Annotated in this window: 13 protein-coding genes and 2 pseudogenes; 7 read left to right on the top strand and 8 right to left on the bottom strand. The window is 54.6% G+C overall.

Going from position 1 to position 16,019, the window contains the following annotated elements; all coding sequences use genetic code 11:
* Position 1: 1 nt before the first annotated feature.
* The 3 genes from A3OI_RS0106925 to A3OI_RS21090 are packed head-to-tail and all read right to left on the bottom strand — an operon-like array spanning position 2 to position 1,807.
* Positions 2–274: a phosphopantetheine-binding protein gene (locus A3OI_RS0106925; RefSeq protein WP_018403573.1), complete on the bottom strand. Its 273-nt coding sequence runs from the start codon at positions 272–274 to the stop codon at positions 2–4.
* Positions 267–1,028, bottom strand: coding sequence for a lysophospholipid acyltransferase family protein (locus tag A3OI_RS0106920; RefSeq protein WP_018403572.1), 762 nt, complete (start codon positions 1,026–1,028; stop codon positions 267–269). The genes A3OI_RS0106925 and A3OI_RS0106920 overlap by 8 nt, the downstream gene beginning before the upstream one ends.
* Positions 1,025–1,807 (bottom strand): beta-ketoacyl synthase chain length factor, encoded by a 783-nt coding sequence (locus tag A3OI_RS21090; protein ID WP_018403571.1) that lies wholly within the window; start codon positions 1,805–1,807, stop codon positions 1,025–1,027. Before A3OI_RS21090 ends, A3OI_RS0106920 begins: the two co-directional genes overlap by 4 nt.
* A 260-nt stretch (positions 1,808–2,067) precedes the next feature.
* On the opposite strand from A3OI_RS21090, the gene A3OI_RS0106910 reads away from it, so the two are divergent.
* Together A3OI_RS0106910 and A3OI_RS21085 are read left to right on the top strand one after the other, a co-directional pair.
* Positions 2,068–2,505, top strand: coding sequence for a hypothetical protein (locus tag A3OI_RS0106910; protein ID WP_018403570.1), 438 nt, complete (start codon positions 2,068–2,070; stop codon positions 2,503–2,505).
* Entirely contained in the window at positions 2,495–3,238 is a 744-nt protein-coding gene (locus A3OI_RS21085; protein ID WP_155903033.1) for a 4'-phosphopantetheinyl transferase family protein, read from the top strand. Before A3OI_RS0106910 ends, A3OI_RS21085 begins: the two co-directional genes overlap by 11 nt.
* Positions 3,239–3,247: 9 nt before the next feature.
* Here A3OI_RS21085 and A3OI_RS0106900 read toward each other — a convergent pair whose 3' ends face one another.
* Entirely contained in the window at positions 3,248–4,537 is a 1,290-nt protein-coding gene (locus A3OI_RS0106900) for a M18 family aminopeptidase (RefSeq protein WP_018403568.1), read from the bottom strand.
* A gap of 79 nt (positions 4,538–4,616) precedes the next feature.
* Here A3OI_RS0106900 and A3OI_RS0106895 point away from each other — a divergent pair, with 79 nt between their 5' ends.
* The gene (locus tag A3OI_RS0106895) at positions 4,617–5,126 is read left to right on the top strand and encodes a hypothetical protein (RefSeq protein WP_018403567.1); all 510 of its coding nucleotides are present in this window, start codon (positions 4,617–4,619) and stop codon (positions 5,124–5,126) included.
* A gap of 137 nt (positions 5,127–5,263) precedes the next feature.
* Here A3OI_RS0106895 and rlmKL read toward each other — a convergent pair whose 3' ends face one another.
* Positions 5,264–7,471, bottom strand: coding sequence for a bifunctional 23S rRNA (guanine(2069)-N(7))-methyltransferase RlmK/23S rRNA (guanine(2445)-N(2))-methyltransferase RlmL (rlmKL, locus tag A3OI_RS0106890; RefSeq protein ID WP_018403566.1), 2,208 nt, complete (start codon positions 7,469–7,471; stop codon positions 5,264–5,266).
* Between the two features lie 321 nt (positions 7,472–7,792).
* Here rlmKL and rmf point away from each other — a divergent pair, with 321 nt between their 5' ends.
* Entirely contained in the window at positions 7,793–8,005 is a 213-nt protein-coding gene (gene rmf, locus A3OI_RS21750; RefSeq protein WP_014870831.1) for a ribosome modulation factor, read from the top strand.
* Positions 8,006–8,228: 223 nt separating this feature from the next.
* Here rmf and A3OI_RS0106880 read toward each other — a convergent pair whose 3' ends face one another.
* Positions 8,229–9,248: a quinone-dependent dihydroorotate dehydrogenase gene (locus A3OI_RS0106880; protein ID WP_026224045.1), complete on the bottom strand. Its 1,020-nt coding sequence runs from the start codon at positions 9,246–9,248 to the stop codon at positions 8,229–8,231.
* Positions 9,249–9,776: 528 nt separating this feature from the next.
* Between A3OI_RS0106880 and A3OI_RS0106875 the strand changes: the two genes are divergently transcribed.
* Positions 9,777–10,931 (top strand): cation diffusion facilitator family transporter, encoded by a 1,155-nt coding sequence (locus A3OI_RS0106875; protein WP_018403564.1) that lies wholly within the window; start codon positions 9,777–9,779, stop codon positions 10,929–10,931.
* Between the two features lie 21 nt (positions 10,932–10,952).
* Here A3OI_RS0106875 and A3OI_RS19540 read toward each other — a convergent pair.
* A pseudogene (locus A3OI_RS19540) lies at positions 10,953–11,881 on the bottom strand (ATP-grasp domain-containing protein); the annotation flags it as partial.
* A gap of 38 nt (positions 11,882–11,919) precedes the next feature.
* Here A3OI_RS19540 and rimI point away from each other — a divergent pair.
* Positions 11,920–12,442 (top strand): annotated as a pseudogene (gene rimI / locus A3OI_RS19535) (ribosomal protein S18-alanine N-acetyltransferase); the annotation flags it as partial.
* A gap of 62 nt (positions 12,443–12,504) precedes the next feature.
* Here the strand turns inward: rimI and uvrB are convergent.
* A complete protein-coding gene (gene uvrB / locus A3OI_RS0106860; protein ID WP_018403562.1) occupies positions 12,505–14,574 on the bottom strand; it encodes an excinuclease ABC subunit UvrB in 2,070 nt (689 codons plus the stop codon).
* A gap of 208 nt (positions 14,575–14,782) precedes the next feature.
* Here uvrB and A3OI_RS0106855 point away from each other — a divergent pair, with 208 nt between their 5' ends.
* On the top strand, positions 14,783–15,967 hold the full coding sequence (locus A3OI_RS0106855) for a pyridoxal phosphate-dependent aminotransferase (RefSeq protein ID WP_018403561.1): 1,185 nt from the start codon (positions 14,783–14,785) through the stop codon (positions 15,965–15,967).
* The last annotated feature ends 52 nt before the right edge of the window (positions 15,968–16,019 follow it).

Genomic DNA, 16,019 nt, shown 5'->3' with positions numbered 1-16,019 from the left:
CTCAGATTTCCCCTCGGGCGCTTTCATGGCTGGCGACCAGTTCTGCCAGATTGTTGATGCTGGCGAAATGCTTGCGGGTTTTCTCAGAGTCCGCTGCGAGCTTGATATTGTAACGTTTTTGCAGGGCCAGACCCAGCTCCAGCGCATCGATAGAATCCAGGCCCAGACCGTCTAAAAACAGTGGTTCCGAAGAGTCAATGTCATCAACCGTGATGTCTTCCAGCTCCAGTGCATCAATAACGAGCTTCTTAAGCTCAACTTTCAGCTCATTCATGGTGAGCAGTCTCCCTGGTAAAATAATCTTTAATGGTGACGGTCAGTTGCCGCGACATCACGGAGGGTTTCCCCTTTAGAAAAGGTGAAATATCCAGCTCATCGCCTACCTGAAACTTCATATGAAACCGGCGCTCTGGCACCCGGTACCACGGGGTGTTCTTGGTCAGGGTCAGTGGCGCGCACTCTATGGTCACTGGCCGGAGATTCTGCCCAGTTCTTATCGCAATATTGGCAGCCCCTCTTTGCAGCTCGATCTTCTGGCTGGGAGTGGTGCGCGTGCCTTCCGGAAACACAATCAGGCTGTTGCCTCGGGCAAAGGACTCCCCAGCTGCCTTGATTACCGCATCTGGATCATCGTTCGCGATATAGCGGGCGGCTTTCACCGGCCCGCGAGTGAATGGATTTCGCAGCAGACTGCTTTTGACCACACAGTCGGCCCTAGGCATAAATGAAATCAGGAACACCACATCAATCAGCGTGGGGTGATTTGCTATCACTAATTGTCCAGGGCGGTCGAGCCGCTCCAGATGATGGAATTCGACAGTCAGCACACCCGATTTTGCCATCATACCCGTGAACAACCGGAAACACCGGTGAATGAGATACTTTACCAAGCGCTCCCTACGGGACCCATCCACAATCAACAGCGACGCCGGCATAACAATCAGGGTGAGCGCCAGCCCACCCACGCCGAAGATCAGAAAGAAGAAACCGGTGGCCAGCTGCCGCCATAAACGATTCAACACTTTCATGACGACACTAGACCGCATTTTCGCCATTGCCAGAAACGTCGATCCGCAATCAGATCCAGAGCCACACAGTCATCCCGCAGCAAAAAACGCAGGAACCTGTCGCCGTGAGCGCAATCTTCCGATTCAGTCTGACCGGCACCTTCAGGCAACTGTGCCAACGAAAACTCCAGCGGAATACCGGTGCCCGTATCTGCCAGCCCTACGCGAACCGCAAGCGCCTGGACGTCGCTGGGCACCTGATTAAAACCATCCAGCGGGGATGGCAGCGGATCGTCATAGAAAACACACAAAACGTCACCACCCGCTTCCGGGCAGCTCCGCAACAGGGTGTAGGCTTCCAGTAACGCTGCAAAGAGTGTGTCGGGCCCTGCGGAGATCGCTGTCACCGGAGAAAACACCTTGTTGGCGATGGAGTGAATGCCGCCAATGGCGTTGTGGACAGATAGACTGAATGATGCCGGCGACAGCGGCGCTTTTACTGCCAGGTTTCGCAGCAGCTGGATGGTACGCCCTACTTCCCCGTGCCGGGAGGCAAACACTGTGGCCATCGGCTCGGGGCGGTGCTCGCCCAACAACTGACCAGCCGCCCATAAAGCCGACCTACCCATCGGGCTGAGACGACGGCGCAACATGGAGTTAACCCACGGGAGGTCAGGCTTGCGGCTCGTTTCCTGATTACCATCGGCGTCGCCACCGGCCCACGCCAGCCACTCCTCACGTTTCATTCGCGATGGGGAAAACGCCGCCCAGTCACTGATCGTTATCTGAAAACGTTCCATACCGAAAGAAATTCCGTGGAAGGCCCGACCCGCTGGCAACGCTTCTATACAACGCAAGCAACGGAAACTGGTATTTTTATGAAATGTTGACAACCATTACATGCTCGCCGCGATTCTATCCTGACAACCACAGGGCCGCAACAAGGCAATCCAGTACGTGACAATTTGTTACATTTGGTCAAAATGACGCAAATTTGGTACCATAGAGTACACATGTGCTAGTGGATTCGACCCGGTTGTCTATATTAAGGATAATAACAGTGAAGCTCCCAGTTCTAGCTGCCGCCATTCTGGCTCTTACCTTCTCATCCACTGCCCTGAGCCGCGACACCAAGCACCTGCTCTCTCTTGAGGAGGCAATGAACACGCCTGACGCTCAGCAAAAGCTGGACGACTCAATCAAGTTCTATTTTGCGGATGAAGGACATCCGCAGGTCACACAGAGAATTCCGGGCGTGGTGACCAACCGGAAAACCAACGCCTTCATGAAATCCGATGAAGAGGCCTGCAGTTGGGTATTCCTATCTGCCATGATTGCCTTGCAGGAGCGGGCTCAACGGGAAGGCGCTGACGCCGTGGTCAACATCACTTCCTATTATGACCGCCAGGAAATGTCCAGCCGGGAAGAATACGAATGCCATGCAGGTGGCATAATGGCTGGGGGACTTAAGGGAGACGTCGTTAAATTTGCCGATTGAACCGACCCCGCCAACCACAAGGGTGTTTCTGTGCCATACAGACGCCCTTACGTCGCTCCCGAATGACAGCGCCTTACGACACCTATTGGGTGCCAGTGAGCACGAACGCCTCAACCGATATCAAGGCAAGCGCTACCATGAGTTCCTGCAAACCCGCCTGCTTTTACGACATGCTTTGAGCTCGACATTGCCCGGAACCGTGCCGCCGACCCGCTGGCAGATCACTGAACGCTCGGAGCAAGCGCCACTTGTTCACCAAGCCGTTGAAGCCGGTTGGCACTATTCGGTGACTCATAGTCGCGCCATGATTGCTGTTGTCATCAGCAATCATGGCCCCTGCGGCATTGACTTGGAATATCAACGCCAGCGGGTCAACATCGCAGAACTCGCCAGCGAGTGGTTTCATCCAAGCGAAACCGAGCTATTAGCGACACTGGCAGATCATGAACGGACCGTCGCTTTCTATCGCCTCTGGACCATGAAGGAAGCCCTGATCAAGGCAAAAGGCTCGTCGATTTTCTCTGGCATTCTCGCCCGCGCGCACTTCGTACCGTGCAACCCGACGGACGAGGGAAAAGACCTCTACGCCTACAGCTTGGAACTGTCAAAAGCGCCTTTCAGTCTTTCTATTGTCTGCCGCTACCCACCGGCGTACGTTACTCAAGGCTACCCGCTGACAACAGCTGAAAAAATTACCCCCATCGTAACCCCTTATATCATCCACCAGAGCTAACACACTGAATCAGGCAACTTCTGGCCGCTCCATATAAGCCTTTAACACCCGATAGAGGGTAAAGCTATCCTGGGTGCCGACCAGCTCTCTGATGGAATGCATACCAAGCTGGGGCACGCCAATATCCAGGGTGATCACGCCCAGATTCGCGGCCGTCAGCGGCCCTATGGTGCTGCCACAACCCATATCGCTGCGGACCACAAAGGTCTGGTGGGGCAGGCCCAACTGGTCGCTCAGATGACGATACACCGCCGCCGAACGGCTGTTGGTCGCATAACGCTGATTGTGATTTACTTTGATTACCGGACCAGCATTTAGCTCAGGGCCATGATTCTCGTCGTGCTTGTCCATAAAATTCGGATGGATGCCGTGGGCGTTGTCCGCCGAAATCATCATTGAGTGGGCAATCGCACGACTTTTTCCTGCGCCACACCAGCGCTCCAGCACCGAACTTAAAAAAGGCCCCTGGGCACCTTCGGCAGACATACTGCCCACTTCTTCGTGGTCGTTGCACACAAGTAACGCCGGCTGTTCACCGCTTGTTTCCAGCAATGCTTGCAAGCCGATGTAACAGCTCAACAAGTTATCCAGCCGCGCTGACGCAATAAAGTTATCGCGCAGACCTACAAAGCCCGCTTGCTGCACATCGTAAAAGCTCAGTTCATAGCCCAGAATACGCTCTGCAGTAACGCCCTTCTCTGCTTTCAGCTGAGTGATCAGCAGGCTGGCAAAATCGGTGGTGTCGTCTTCAGGCACCTGCATCAGCACCGGTGGCAAGTCGGTTTGCGGGTTCACCGTGCGGTTGCTGTTGGCTTCGCGGTCCAGATGAATGGCCAGGCTGGGTATAAACGCCACCGGTTTGCGGAAGTCGATCAGCGCATCTTGCACTTGCCCGTGGCCGTCGACGTAAGTGACTCGCCCGGCCAGAGAAAGATCGCGATCAAACCACGGATTCAGCAACGCACCGCCGTAGACTTCAACACCCAGTTGCAAGAAGCCTTTGCGACGGAGTACCGGATTGGGCTTTACTTTCAGGCACGGGCTGTCAGTGTGAGCGCCAACCATGCGCACGCCGGCTTTGGTTGTGTCCGTATTGCCAGTACGAAAGGCCACAATCGACGAGCCGTTGCGAATGACGTAATAACCAGTGCCGGCTTGCAGTGACCAGTCGTCTTTTTCATCCAGCGAATGAAACCCCGCGCTGTCGAGCTGCTTTTTCATGGTAGCGACAGCGTGCCACGGCGTTGGTGAGTGGTTCAGAAACGAAAGCAGATCGTTGTTGAAATCAATATGTTCCATGGTGTCCTTAATTCAATAATAATAGTGGCAACAGTGTGCCATGCAGACCCAGATACTCAATCCTACAGGAGCCTAGCCCTTGGCCAAACCGTGTTTTCTCGATATTGAATACTATCAGGATGACGACACCCTATTCCCCACTGCCATGGCCTGGTCACTGGTGGATGGCACCATGAAAACCGTGGTTATTGCACCAGAAGACGACTGGCTGCCAGAAGACGGCGACACCGGCGATATCGACCTGAACTACCTTGAAGAACAGGGCGTGCCACTGATAGAACTGACCCGCGAACTGCACCAAGACTTGCCTGACCAGACGGTTTACGTAGACGGTCTGGATCCGGACGAAATTCTGATCGACCGAATTTTCGCGGCGATCGGCCAAGAGGCGCCTTTTGAAATCGCACCGATCACCGACCTGATCACCGGCGTAGACAGCGAAACCCTGGAAGACGAACGCCGCGCCCTGCTGATCGAGGAAGGTCTGGAACCGCAGCTGCCGGAAAACGGCGTGTATGCGCTGCTAATGTTGGCCCAACACTACGGCGTACTGGGCGACGACGGATTCACCGAAGAGACGGATTCCTAGGGGACGGATTTGAAATCCGTCCCCGGTCCTGATTCCTGAGGGACAGATTTGAAATCTGTCCCTGGTCCTGATCCTGGTCTTGATCCCTAGGGGACGGATTTGAAATCCGTCCCCGGTCTGGCCCTGTTCCCTCAGCCTTAGCCAACGTAGAAGGCGCTCGCTTCTCGCGCTTGCAGCGGGTGGCGAATGTTCCAGCAGCGGTGGATACGCGGGTTGCGCTGAAAATCCTTGTCTATGGTGCTTTGGCTGACTTCTTCCACTGCAAACTCCGCGCTGATTTCGTCGTCCAGCTTGAAACGGCGGAAGTTGTTGGAGAACACCAGCAAACCGTCGTTGGTCAGGCGCTGCATGGCCTGGCGAATCAGCTTGGCGTGATCTTTCTGAATATCCAGAACCCCAATCATTTTCGCCGAGTTGGAAAAAGTGGGTGGGTCCATAAAAATCAAATCAAAACGCTGGTCCGGCTTGGGCTTGCTTGCCAGCCACGCCAGACAATCTACGGCGTCCACCTGATGCTTGCGCGGATCAGCGTGGTTCAATTCCAGGTTATCTTTGGCCCAGCTGACGTAGGTGTGCGACATATCCAGGCTCAAAGAGCGGCTGGCACCGCCGGCAATCGCGTGCACCGTGGCCGCGCCTGTGTAACAGAAAAGATTCAGAAAGCGCTTACCGCGGGCATTCTGCTGAATCCACTGGCGCAGCGGGCGGTGGTCTAGAAACAAACCGGTATCCAGGTAGTCTTTCAAATTCACTTTTAGCGTACAGCCGTGTTCCTGTACCTCGAAAAACTCGCCGCTGGCCGCCTGCTTTTCATACTGACTGGTGCCGGTTTGACGCAGGCGCTGTTTGCACACCAAGCGGTCACGCGGAATGCCCAGCGCTTCGGGGATCACCGCCAGGGCTTCTGACAGACGCTCACGAGCAGCACGCTCATCGATGGTCTTGGGCGCCATGTATTCCTGCACGTGCACCCAGTCACCGTAGATATCAATCGCCAATGCGTATTCCGGCATGTCGGCATCGTACAGGCGGTAGCAGCTGATGTTCTGTTTGCGTGCCCACTGACCAATGCTTTTGACGTTCTTTTTCAAGCGGTTCGCCAGCATGGCGGCGCGTTCTTCGTTGGCAATGCGCGGTAGAATTTCACCGGCGGCCGCCGGATCTTTCGGAATGCGCGCACTGGCTTCGTCGATGGTAAACAGCAGCAGCTGTGCCGGCAGTTTGCCGTTGAAAAGCTTGTACTGTTTAAAACTGCGCAAGCCAATGGATTTACCGAATTCCGGCGCCCCGGTAAACACTCCCAGGCGCCAGTTTGGTGTTACCCTTTTTACCGCCGCGCCTAAGGCCTGATAGATTTCTGCCAGTGACTTGCGCTCACTCAGGCGCTCACCGTAAGGGGGGTTGGTCACTACCAAGCCCTGTTCGGCCCAGTCACCGTTGAGTTCAAGCTCTTGCAGCGGTATTTCTGTGAGCTCAATAATGCTGTCCAGCCCTGCCCTCTGAAGGTTGTTACGTGCCGTGGTCAATACCCGGCGGTCTTCATCAAAACCGGCGATACGCGGTATGCGACCTTGTTTGCCAGCGTGGGCGCGGCGTTCCACTTCCTGGCGTAGCGACATCCACAGTTCAGCATCGTGGCCCAGCCATTTTTCGAAACCAAAACCGTCCTGGCGTCGGCCCGGCGCAATGTCCAGAGCCATCAGCGCAGCTTCAATCAACAGCGTGCCGGAGCCGCACATCGGGTCAATAAAATCACCGCCGGCGGCGACCGTTTCGGGCCAGCCAGACCGAATCAGCAGCGCAGCTGCCAGATTTTCCTTAAGCGGCGCCTGGCCCTGCTCGGCGCGATAGCCTCGCTGATGCAGGCTGTGCCCACTCAAATCAATGCCGAGGGTCAATTGGCCGCGGTGCAAGCGCGCCGACACAATCACATCGGGCGTTTTGGCCTCTACCGCCGGGCGCTTACCTCCGTTGGCCGTAAAGCGATCGACAATGCCGTCTTTCACCCGTTGTGCGCCATACTGGGTATTGCGAATAGCTTCGTTCTCGCCAATAAAATTCACTTTGAAGCTGCCGCTAACCGCAATGTGCTGCTGCCAGTCCAAATGCACCACGCCGTCATACAACTCGTCATCGCTGGTTGCGGCGACTTCCGCCACGTGCAGGATGACCCGGTTCGCCAGGCGTGACCACATGCAAGCGCGGTATCCCCCTTCCAACGTGCCCTCCACCCACACACCAGCGGGCGCGTGGCGAACCAGGCTTAGACCGAAGCCGTCCAGCTCGTCCGCCAGCAAATATTCAACGCCTTTTGGGCAGGTTACAAAAAAGAGAGGTAGGGACAAGTTGAACTCCTGGTTTTATCGGGACGGCTAAGTTTCTGGAATTGGGCTTATTAACCACTTTAGGGTTAATTTTTATGCGTATAGCGTCTAAAAAATAAACTTCTTAGATCGAAATAGTGTTGTACTTTAACAGTCAGTTCGGCATACCTTGTACTTGACGCGTCGTTTCGGGGCAATTGCCCCCAGTAACAGGATCCTGACTGCTCTGGTGTGAGCTGGCAATAGTGGGTTGTAGCGAAAACCATTTCGCCACTCCGTTTGTCGATACCTCTGCAGAATGTGTACACGCTTGTTTCTGTTAATCCATCAGTGAGGAACGGCATGAAAAGACAGAAAAGAGACATGGTCGCTCGAGCATTCAAGCGGGGTTATCTCGCAGGAGTGTCCGGTAAATCGAAAGACAGCTGTCCCATTGAACAAGCTGAAGTTCGTCAAGAATGGCTAAATGGGTGGCGAGAAGGCCGCACAGATCAATGGGATGGTTTGACCGGTGTCTCTGGCATCCATCGATTAGCCACCGTCACCACTGCGTGATGGACGTAGTGGTTAAGTTTATCATTAACGACATTACATAATTAAGTTCGGTGTTTGTACGCAACCCACTAATCGGAGCAATCTGAAAACTGGATGAGTAGTCGATAAAACCAAACGGGGCCACCCGCCCCGTAAAATCGCGGTAAACCGCAGGGGACTGTAGTTCCCCAAAAAGGGCTCGCTTAGCGGGCCCTTCTTTTATGGGTAACATTTGGGCATTCCCTCAACCCAGCGCTTTAATCGCCGCTGCCGCTTCGCCAATCAGCCCAGGACCGCTGTATATAAAACCGGTATAGATTTGCACCAATTTGGCACCCGCCTGAATTTTCTCCGCCGCGCTGGCGCCATCAGTAATTCCGCCCACACCGATAATCGGCAGCCGTTCACCCAACTCGGCGTGCAGTCCGCGAATAACGCGTAATGAGGGTTCGCGTACCGGCGCACCGCTTAGGCCACCGGCTTCGTTACAGTGGTTGTGGCCGGCCACGGCTTCGCGACTAATAGTTGTGTTCGTCGCAATCACCCCATCCAGTCCGCTTTCCACCAGCGCCGTTGCAACAAACCGGATGCCGGCGTCGTCCATATCCGGCGCAATTTTCACCGCGATGGGCACATAACGGCCATGCTCTTTTTGGCAGCTGAGTTGTTCATCTTTTACAGCGGCCAACAACTGCTTCAGCGAATCACCAAATTGCAGGTCCCGCAGGCCTGGTGTATTGGGCGATGAAACGTTGACCGCAATATAGTCGGCGCGGTTATACACGGCGGTGATGCACTTGCGGTAATCCAGCGCCGAGTCTTGGTCCGGGGTGTTTTTATTCTTACCCACGTTGATACCCAGCACCCCGCGAAATTTTCGGCGGTCTACTTGGGCCAGTAAACGCCCCAAGCCTTGGTTATTAAAACCCATGCGGTTAATAATGGCCTGGTGTTCGGGCAAGCGAAACAGTCGGGGCTCGGGGTTGCCGGGCTGAGCCAAGGGCGTGACCGTGCCCACTTCAATAAAACCAAAGCCGAGATCGCCCAAAGCGTCCATATGATCGGCATTTTTATCCAGCCCCGCCGCCAATCCCACCGGGTTGGGAAACTCCAGACCCATCACCGTTACCGGGTGTGCAGGAACAGCCGGCGCCAAAGACTTCAGCACGCCCAACCGATGGGCCATATCCAGCCCTTTCAAGCTAAGATTGTGCGCCCGCTCTGGCGGCAATTTGAACAGCAGGTTGCGAATCATCCCGTACATCAAAACACCCTCAAAGATACGCTCAAAAATAATCTCAAACACACGCGCCAAGACACACGCTAAAAATTCGTGTGAGGAGTATACCGGAAGTTTTCCACAGCATCCTGCGCGGTTAGGGTGCGGTTCGAATTTCGTCGTAACTCATTGTCTGGTTGGCTCCACTCAGGCTTGTCCACGGAATCTGTGGATAACTCTGTTGAAAATGCCGGTTTAACGCGTTCCACGCCTTGCAAGCAGCGCTCGGCTACTAATTGATCACTTTTTGATCAGTTAAAATTTCCTTTATTTTCAGAAACCTATATACTTCGCAATCGACACTTTTTTAAAATAACAAACCATGTTGGCTGCCAACCGGCTTACACTCTTGTGCATAAAATCAGCAGAAAGCACACTGTTCTTGATCTATATACGCAGTAATAAGACTACACTTTGGCAACATCTGAAATACCTCGCCACCCTCCGCTGGCTTATTCCGGCTAACCGGCAAGGCTTGATTTGCATTGTTAAACGCGCTTTGGAGCATTCACTATGGAACACACGACACCGGCACCCGCTGACAAATACGCCAATCTGGACAAGGAAAAACAGGCCGCCAGCCGGGTTACCGTAATTGGCATGGTGCTGGACGCTATCTTGGGGCTGTTCAAGATGGTGGTAGGCACCCTGTTCCATTCTCACGCGCTGGTGGTGGATGGCATTCACTCGTTCACGGACGTGGCCTCTGACTTGATGGTACTGGGTGTGATGCGGATATCGCGGCAGGCACCGGATGAAGACCACCCCTATGGCCATCAACGCATTGAAACGTTTGGCACTTTGTTAATGGGCAGCCTGCTAATTGCCGTTGGCGCCGCCCTGGCCTGGGAAAACGTGCAACGGCTATTCACAGACGACCTAACCTTCACGCCGGGCTGGCCGGTGCTGGTTGTGGCGCTGTTGTCGGTGGTGGGCAAAGAATGGATTTTTCGCTACACCCGTAAGGTGGGCCAGGAGATACGTTCAGATCTGATCATTGCCAACGCCTGGCATAGCCGTACTGATGCTTTCTCATCAGGTATTGTGGTGCTGTCTACCATTGGCGCCATGCTGGGCTATTTGTGGCTAGATACCCTAGCAGCGGTTGTTGTGGCGGGCATTATCATCCATGTGGGCTGGAGCTTTGGCTGGAGTTCTATGAAAGAACTGGTCGATACAGGCCTTTCTGTTAAAGACACCGAGCGATTGCTTGCCATTGCCAGTGATATCGACGGCGTTCGTGATGTGCACGAACTGCGCAGCAGGCGCATGGGCGACGATATCCTATTGGATGTGCATTTAGTGGTACGCCCGGACGTCAGCGTATCGGAAGGGCACCAAGTGGGTATGCGCGTGGTAGGCGCTATGCGCAAAGAGCTGGACAACATTCGTGACATCAACTTCCACATTGATGCAGAAGACGATGAAAGCTACCACCCAACGTCGGCATTGATGCCCTCTCGCAAAATCATTCAGAAGGCCATACATCAGATCATGCCTGAAGCGCCTACTGGCAATCGGATGCGCCTGCACTACCTGAAGAACAAGGTGCATCTGGAGCTATTTCTGGACGGCAGCGAGGGCGATTTCGATAGCGCAGGGCTACGCACACAGCTAGGCGAGTTCCCCTGGTTTGGCAGCCTAAGGGTGTGGCAGACTGCCGACTGAGCGGCGGCCCGTAAACACTATTTAGTGGCGGCGGTTGGCTTCCATCCGCGACAGGAATTCCTGCATGATCAGGGTGTACAGCTCACCGCCCAGGAACAGATCTTCCACCCCGGCGTCAATGCTGGGGTTGTCGTTCACCTCAATCACCGCTACCCGGTTACCCGGTTACCAGACTGCTTGATGTCTACATCGTACAGGCCGTTACCGATCAGACGGGTTGCATTCAGCGCCGACTGCTTGAACAGTTCCCTCAAGCCTTCGCGCAGAGATTTCTCATCTTCGGCCTTGTTAACGCCGCGGGAAAAGGCGCCGTCGGGTATTTTGATCACCGCCGGGAAGCCCAACTCATTGATGACCTGCTCTACCGCGTCTTTCTGATCTTTCGACAGAATCAGGGTTTTTGGCGTGGGCACCTTGTTGTTTTTTAACAGGTCGGCCAAGTACACCTTGTTGGTGCAACGCAGAATCGACACCGGATCATCAATGACGACCAGCCCTTCGGCTTCTGCCTTGCGGGCAAAGCGGTAGGTGTGATGGTCAATAGCGGTGGTTTCGCGAATAAACAGACCGTCGTACTCTGGAATGCGCATGTAATCGCGACGGGTGATCTGCTCTACGTTAATGCCCAGCTTGCGACCGGCTTTTTCGAATCGTTTGAGGGCTTCTTTGTCACTGGGAGGCATCTCCTCATCTGGGTTCACCAGAATGGCCAGATCAAAACGATAGTTTCGGCGGGCACGGGGCTTGCGCCACACCATACCGCTGAAACGATCCAGCGAGCTGGCAAGCACGTCTTGCTCCTGTTCCTGCAAATCTACCGGCGCAGCCGGCTTCATGGATTCGATTTGCCAGGTTTTACGGCGTTTGAACACCACTTCCAGAATCGGACACGGGAGGCGCTTGCGCCAGCGCGGCGCAAGCCCATAATACGCCGATACGGGAAGCGTATGCGCATGCCCTTGTGTACGTCTGTTCAGGCCACCGATTTATGTCTTCAATTGTGCTTCGCCAGGCCGTCAGTGACGATCTTGACGCCCTTTTGGCCTTGGAGCATCACTGTTTCAGTGAAGACCGGATTTCTCGCCGCAGCTTTCGCCGTTTTCTGGAAATGCCGCGGGACCGGTTACTACTGGCCAGCGACGGCGACACCCTGTTGGGTTATTGCCTGGTATTGATGAGTGCGGCAACTCGGCTGGCGCGCATTTACTCCATTGCCGTTAACCCTGGCTCCCGTGGTAAAGGTATCGGTGAAAAGCTGGTTCAAATGGCTGAGACCGAGGCGGCGGACGCAGGGCGTATTGTGATGCGCCTGGAGGTAAGAGAAGACAACCCCGGCGCCATTGCGCTTTATAAACGTTTGGGCTATCGCCAGTTTGGCAGTTATCGCGATTATTACGAAGATCACGGTAACGCCCTCCGCTTTGAACGCCGCATTCTGTTTTACACGCCAGGCGCGCAATTCCCGCCGGTACCCTATTACCCGCAGACCACCGAATTTACCTGTGATTGTGGGGCCAAAACGCGCCGTTTAACGAGAGCGTCAGCTAACGAAAGCATCAGTCTGCTGCACCGGTTATCCGGTACGCAGCGACGCTTCTTTTAACTCGGAAATATCATCACGCAATCGCGCCGCCGTCTCGAAATTCAGATCGGCCGCGGCCTTGTACATTTCGTCTTCCAGTCGCGACATTTCCTTGAGCACTGCCTGCGGCGACTTGTTGCCCACCAGAGTGCGGTAATGTTCGGCTTCTTCTGCCGCCTGCTGACCCGGGCGCTTCGATTTGTTGCGGCTACGGCCACCACCGCTGGCGCCCTCCATGACGTCCGCAATTTTTTTGGTCATGCCCTGGGGCGTAATGCCGTGTATTTCGTTGTGCTCAGCCTGTTTAGCGCGCCGGCGCGCCGTTTCATCAATCGCCCGCTGCATGGAGCCGGTAATGCGGTCGCCGTACAAAATCGCCTTGCCGTTGATGTTACGAGCGGCGCGGCCAATGGTCTGAATCAGCGAACGCTCGGAACGCAGGAAGCCTTCCTTATCCGCATCCAGAATGGTCACCAACGACACCTCCGGCATATCCAGTCCTTCACGCAGCAGGTTAATGCCCACCAGCACATCAAATTCGCCGCGGCGTAAATCGCGGATTATCTCAACACGCTCGACCGTGTCGATATCCGAGTGCAGATAGCGCACGCGGATATCGTGCTCCATCAAAAAATCGGTGAGATCTTCTGACATACGCTTAGTGAGTGTGGTCACCAGCACCCGCTCGTTGACCGCTACCCTGGCGTGAATTTGTGATATCAGATCGTCAACCTGTGTTGACGCTGGCCGTACTTCAATTTCTGGATCAAGCAGGCCAGTCGGCCGAACAACTTGTTCAACAACTTGGCCCTGGTGCTCGGCTTCGTAGTTACCGGGGGTGGCCGACACAAAAATCATCTGAGGCGCAATGCGCTCCCACTCTTCAAAGCGCATGGGGCGGTTGTCCAGCGCCGACGGCAAGCGAAAACCGTATTCCACCAGAGTTTCCTTGCGCGAGCGATCGCCTTTATACATGGCGCCGATCTGCGGAATACTGGCGTGGGATTCGTCCACCATCAGTAAAGCGTTCGCAGGCAGGTAGTCAAATAATGTGGGTGGCGGCTCACCGGGGGGCCGGCCCGACAGGTAGCGGGAGTAGTTTTCGATACCGTTGCAGTAACCCAGTTCCTGCATCATCTCCATGTCATAACGGGTGCGTTCTTCCAGGCGCTGGGCTTCCACCAAGCGGTTGTTGTCGCGCAACTGCGTCAGGCGCTGGTCCAGCTCCACCCGAATATGCTCGATGGCGTCCAACACGTTTTGCCGCGGCGTTACATAGTGCGACTTCGGATACACCGTCACTCGTGGCACACGGCGTAGCATCTCACCGGTCAGCGGATCGAAAAAGCTCAGATTTTCCACCAGGTCATCAAACAGCTCGATGCGAATGGCTTCTTTTTCCGATTCTGCCGGAAACACGTCGATCACATCGCCGCGCACACGGTAATTCGCCCGATGGAATTCGATATCGTTACGGGTGTACTGCAATTCAGCCAAACGTTTCAAAATAAGGCGTTGATCCATCTGATCACCGCGATCCAGGTGCAACATCATCTTTTTATACGACTGCGGATCGCCCAGACCGTAAATGGCCGATACCGTCGCCACAATGATTGCATCCGGGCGTTCTAGCAGAGCTTTTGTAGCCGACAGCCGCATCTGCTCGATGTGTTCGTTGATGGAGGCGTCTTTTTCAATAAACGTGTCGGATGAAGGCACGTAGGCTTCTGGCTGGTAATAATCGTAATAAGACACGAAATACTCGACCGCGTTATTCGGGAAAAATTCGCGGAATTCGCCGTATAGCTGGGCTGCCAGAGTCTTGTTGTGAGCCATCACGATGGTGGGCCGCTGAATCTGCTGGATGACATTAGCAATGGTGAAGGTTTTACCGGAACCGGTCACCCCCAGCAGGGTCTGGTGGGCCAGCCCGGATTCGATACCGTCCACCAGGGCTTCTATGGCTTTAGGCTGATCACCGGCCGGAACGTAGGGTGAGTGCACCTGAAAAGCGCCCTCACCCACATTGGGTTGTTCAACGTTTTCAAAGCTGTTGACCATAACCTGAGAAAATCCTCGATAGCTCTGTAAGCCGTGGAAATTGGCACTATCTTACCGAGATACAGTGCATAGATAGTACAGAGAAATTTAGTGTTGCGCCGGCTTCGTGCTAATATCTCCCTGATCGACGGCTGGAGGAGGTTCAGCCAGCGCAGCTGACTCCGGCCGATCGCAGCCCTTTTCAGATGCAACTTTAAGGAGCCCAAGTTTGGACCTTCAACTTTCCAGCCGTGTACAGTCAATCAAGCCTTCCCCCACTCTAGCAGTCACTAACAAAGCGGCAGAACTTCGTGCTGCAGGCCAGGACATTATTGGCCTTGGCGCTGGTGAGCCAGACTTCGATACGCCAGATCACATCAAGGCGGCTGCGATTGAGGCCATTCATAACGGCCAGACAAAATACACCGCGGTCGACGGTACTCCAGCGTTGAAGAAGGCGATTATTGCTAAATTCAAACGCGACAATAGCCTAAATTACGAAGCCAACCAGATACTGGTATCAAGTGGTGGCAAACAAAGCTTTTTCAACCTTGCCCTAGCCGTTCTGAACGCCGGCGACGAAGCCATTATTCCTGCGCCTTACTGGGTATCTTACCCGGACATGGTACTGGTAGCCGAAGGCAAGCCAGTCATTCTGGAAAGCACCGCGGAAACCCGCTTCAAGATCACCCCACAGCAACTGGAAGGCGCGATCACCGATCGCACCCGCCTGTTCGTGATCAACAGCCCGTCTAACCCCAGCGGCATGGCGTACACCCTCGATGAATTACAAGCTTTGGGCGATGTACTGAAAAAGTACCCGCAGGTGATGATTGCAACTGACGATATGTACGAACCCATTCTGTGGACGAGTAAGCCTTTTTGCAACATTCTGAACGCCACCCCGGAATTGTACGACCGTACCTTTGTGTTGAACGGCGTGTCTAAAGCTTATGCCATGACCGGCTGGCGCATCGGTTATGCCGCAGGCCCGGCCAAGGTTATTGGCGCGATGAAGAAGATTCAGTCGCAAAGCACTTCTAACCCGGCGTCTATCTCACAGGCAGCTGCGCAAGCGGCACTGGATGGTAGTCAGGACTGCGTGCAGACCATGGTGACGGCATTCCATGAGCGTCACGATTACCTGGTGGAAGCCTTGAACACCTTGCCAGGCGTTGAGTGCCTGAAGGGCGACGGTACTTTCTATGTATTCCCGAGCTTTCAGGGCGCGATTGATGCTGATAGCAGCGTGAGCAACGATGTGGAGTTCGCGGAAAAGCTGTTGAAAGAAGCAGGCGTAGCGCTCGTTCCTGGCTCGGCATTTGGTATGCCAGGGCACATGCGATTGAGTTTTGCCACCAGTCAGAAAATTCTGACGAACGCGATTGAACGGCTGAAGAAAGCTCTGGGATAATTTCCCCAGAGGGGGTTGACGAGGCGAGGCGGCATGACTAGTATACGCGCTT

It is taken from the genome of Marinobacter gelidimuriae (assembly GCF_000372805.1).
Taxonomy (GTDB): domain Bacteria; phylum Pseudomonadota; class Gammaproteobacteria; order Pseudomonadales; family Oleiphilaceae; genus Marinobacter; species Marinobacter gelidimuriae.
The sequence above is the reverse complement of the archived record's forward strand: the minus strand, read 5'-3'. Positions and strand labels throughout refer to the sequence as shown.

Excerpts from the sequence above, each read along its gene's own strand:
- A3OI_RS21090 (WP_018403571.1), bottom strand. The coding sequence starts at position 1,807 with ATGGAACGTTTTCAGATAACGATCAGTGACTGGGCGGCGTTTTCCCCA.
- A3OI_RS0106880 (WP_026224045.1), bottom strand. The coding sequence starts at position 9,248 with ATGTACGGGATGATTCGCAACCTGCTGTTCAAATTGCCGCCAGAGCGG.
- A3OI_RS0106900 (WP_018403568.1), bottom strand. The coding sequence starts at position 4,537 with ATGGAACATATTGATTTCAACAACGATCTGCTTTCGTTTCTGAACCAC.
- uvrB (WP_018403562.1), bottom strand. The coding sequence starts at position 14,574 with ATGGTCAACAGCTTTGAAAACGTTGAACAACCCAATGTGGGTGAGGGC.
- A3OI_RS0106925 (WP_018403573.1), bottom strand. The coding sequence starts at position 274 with ATGAATGAGCTGAAAGTTGAGCTTAAGAAGCTCGTTATTGATGCACTG.
- A3OI_RS0106920 (WP_018403572.1), bottom strand. The coding sequence starts at position 1,028 with ATGAAAGTGTTGAATCGTTTATGGCGGCAGCTGGCCACCGGTTTCTTC.
- A3OI_RS0106875 (WP_018403564.1), top strand. The coding sequence starts at position 9,777 with ATGGAACACACGACACCGGCACCCGCTGACAAATACGCCAATCTGGAC.
- rmf (WP_014870831.1), top strand. The coding sequence starts at position 7,793 with ATGAAAAGACAGAAAAGAGACATGGTCGCTCGAGCATTCAAGCGGGGT.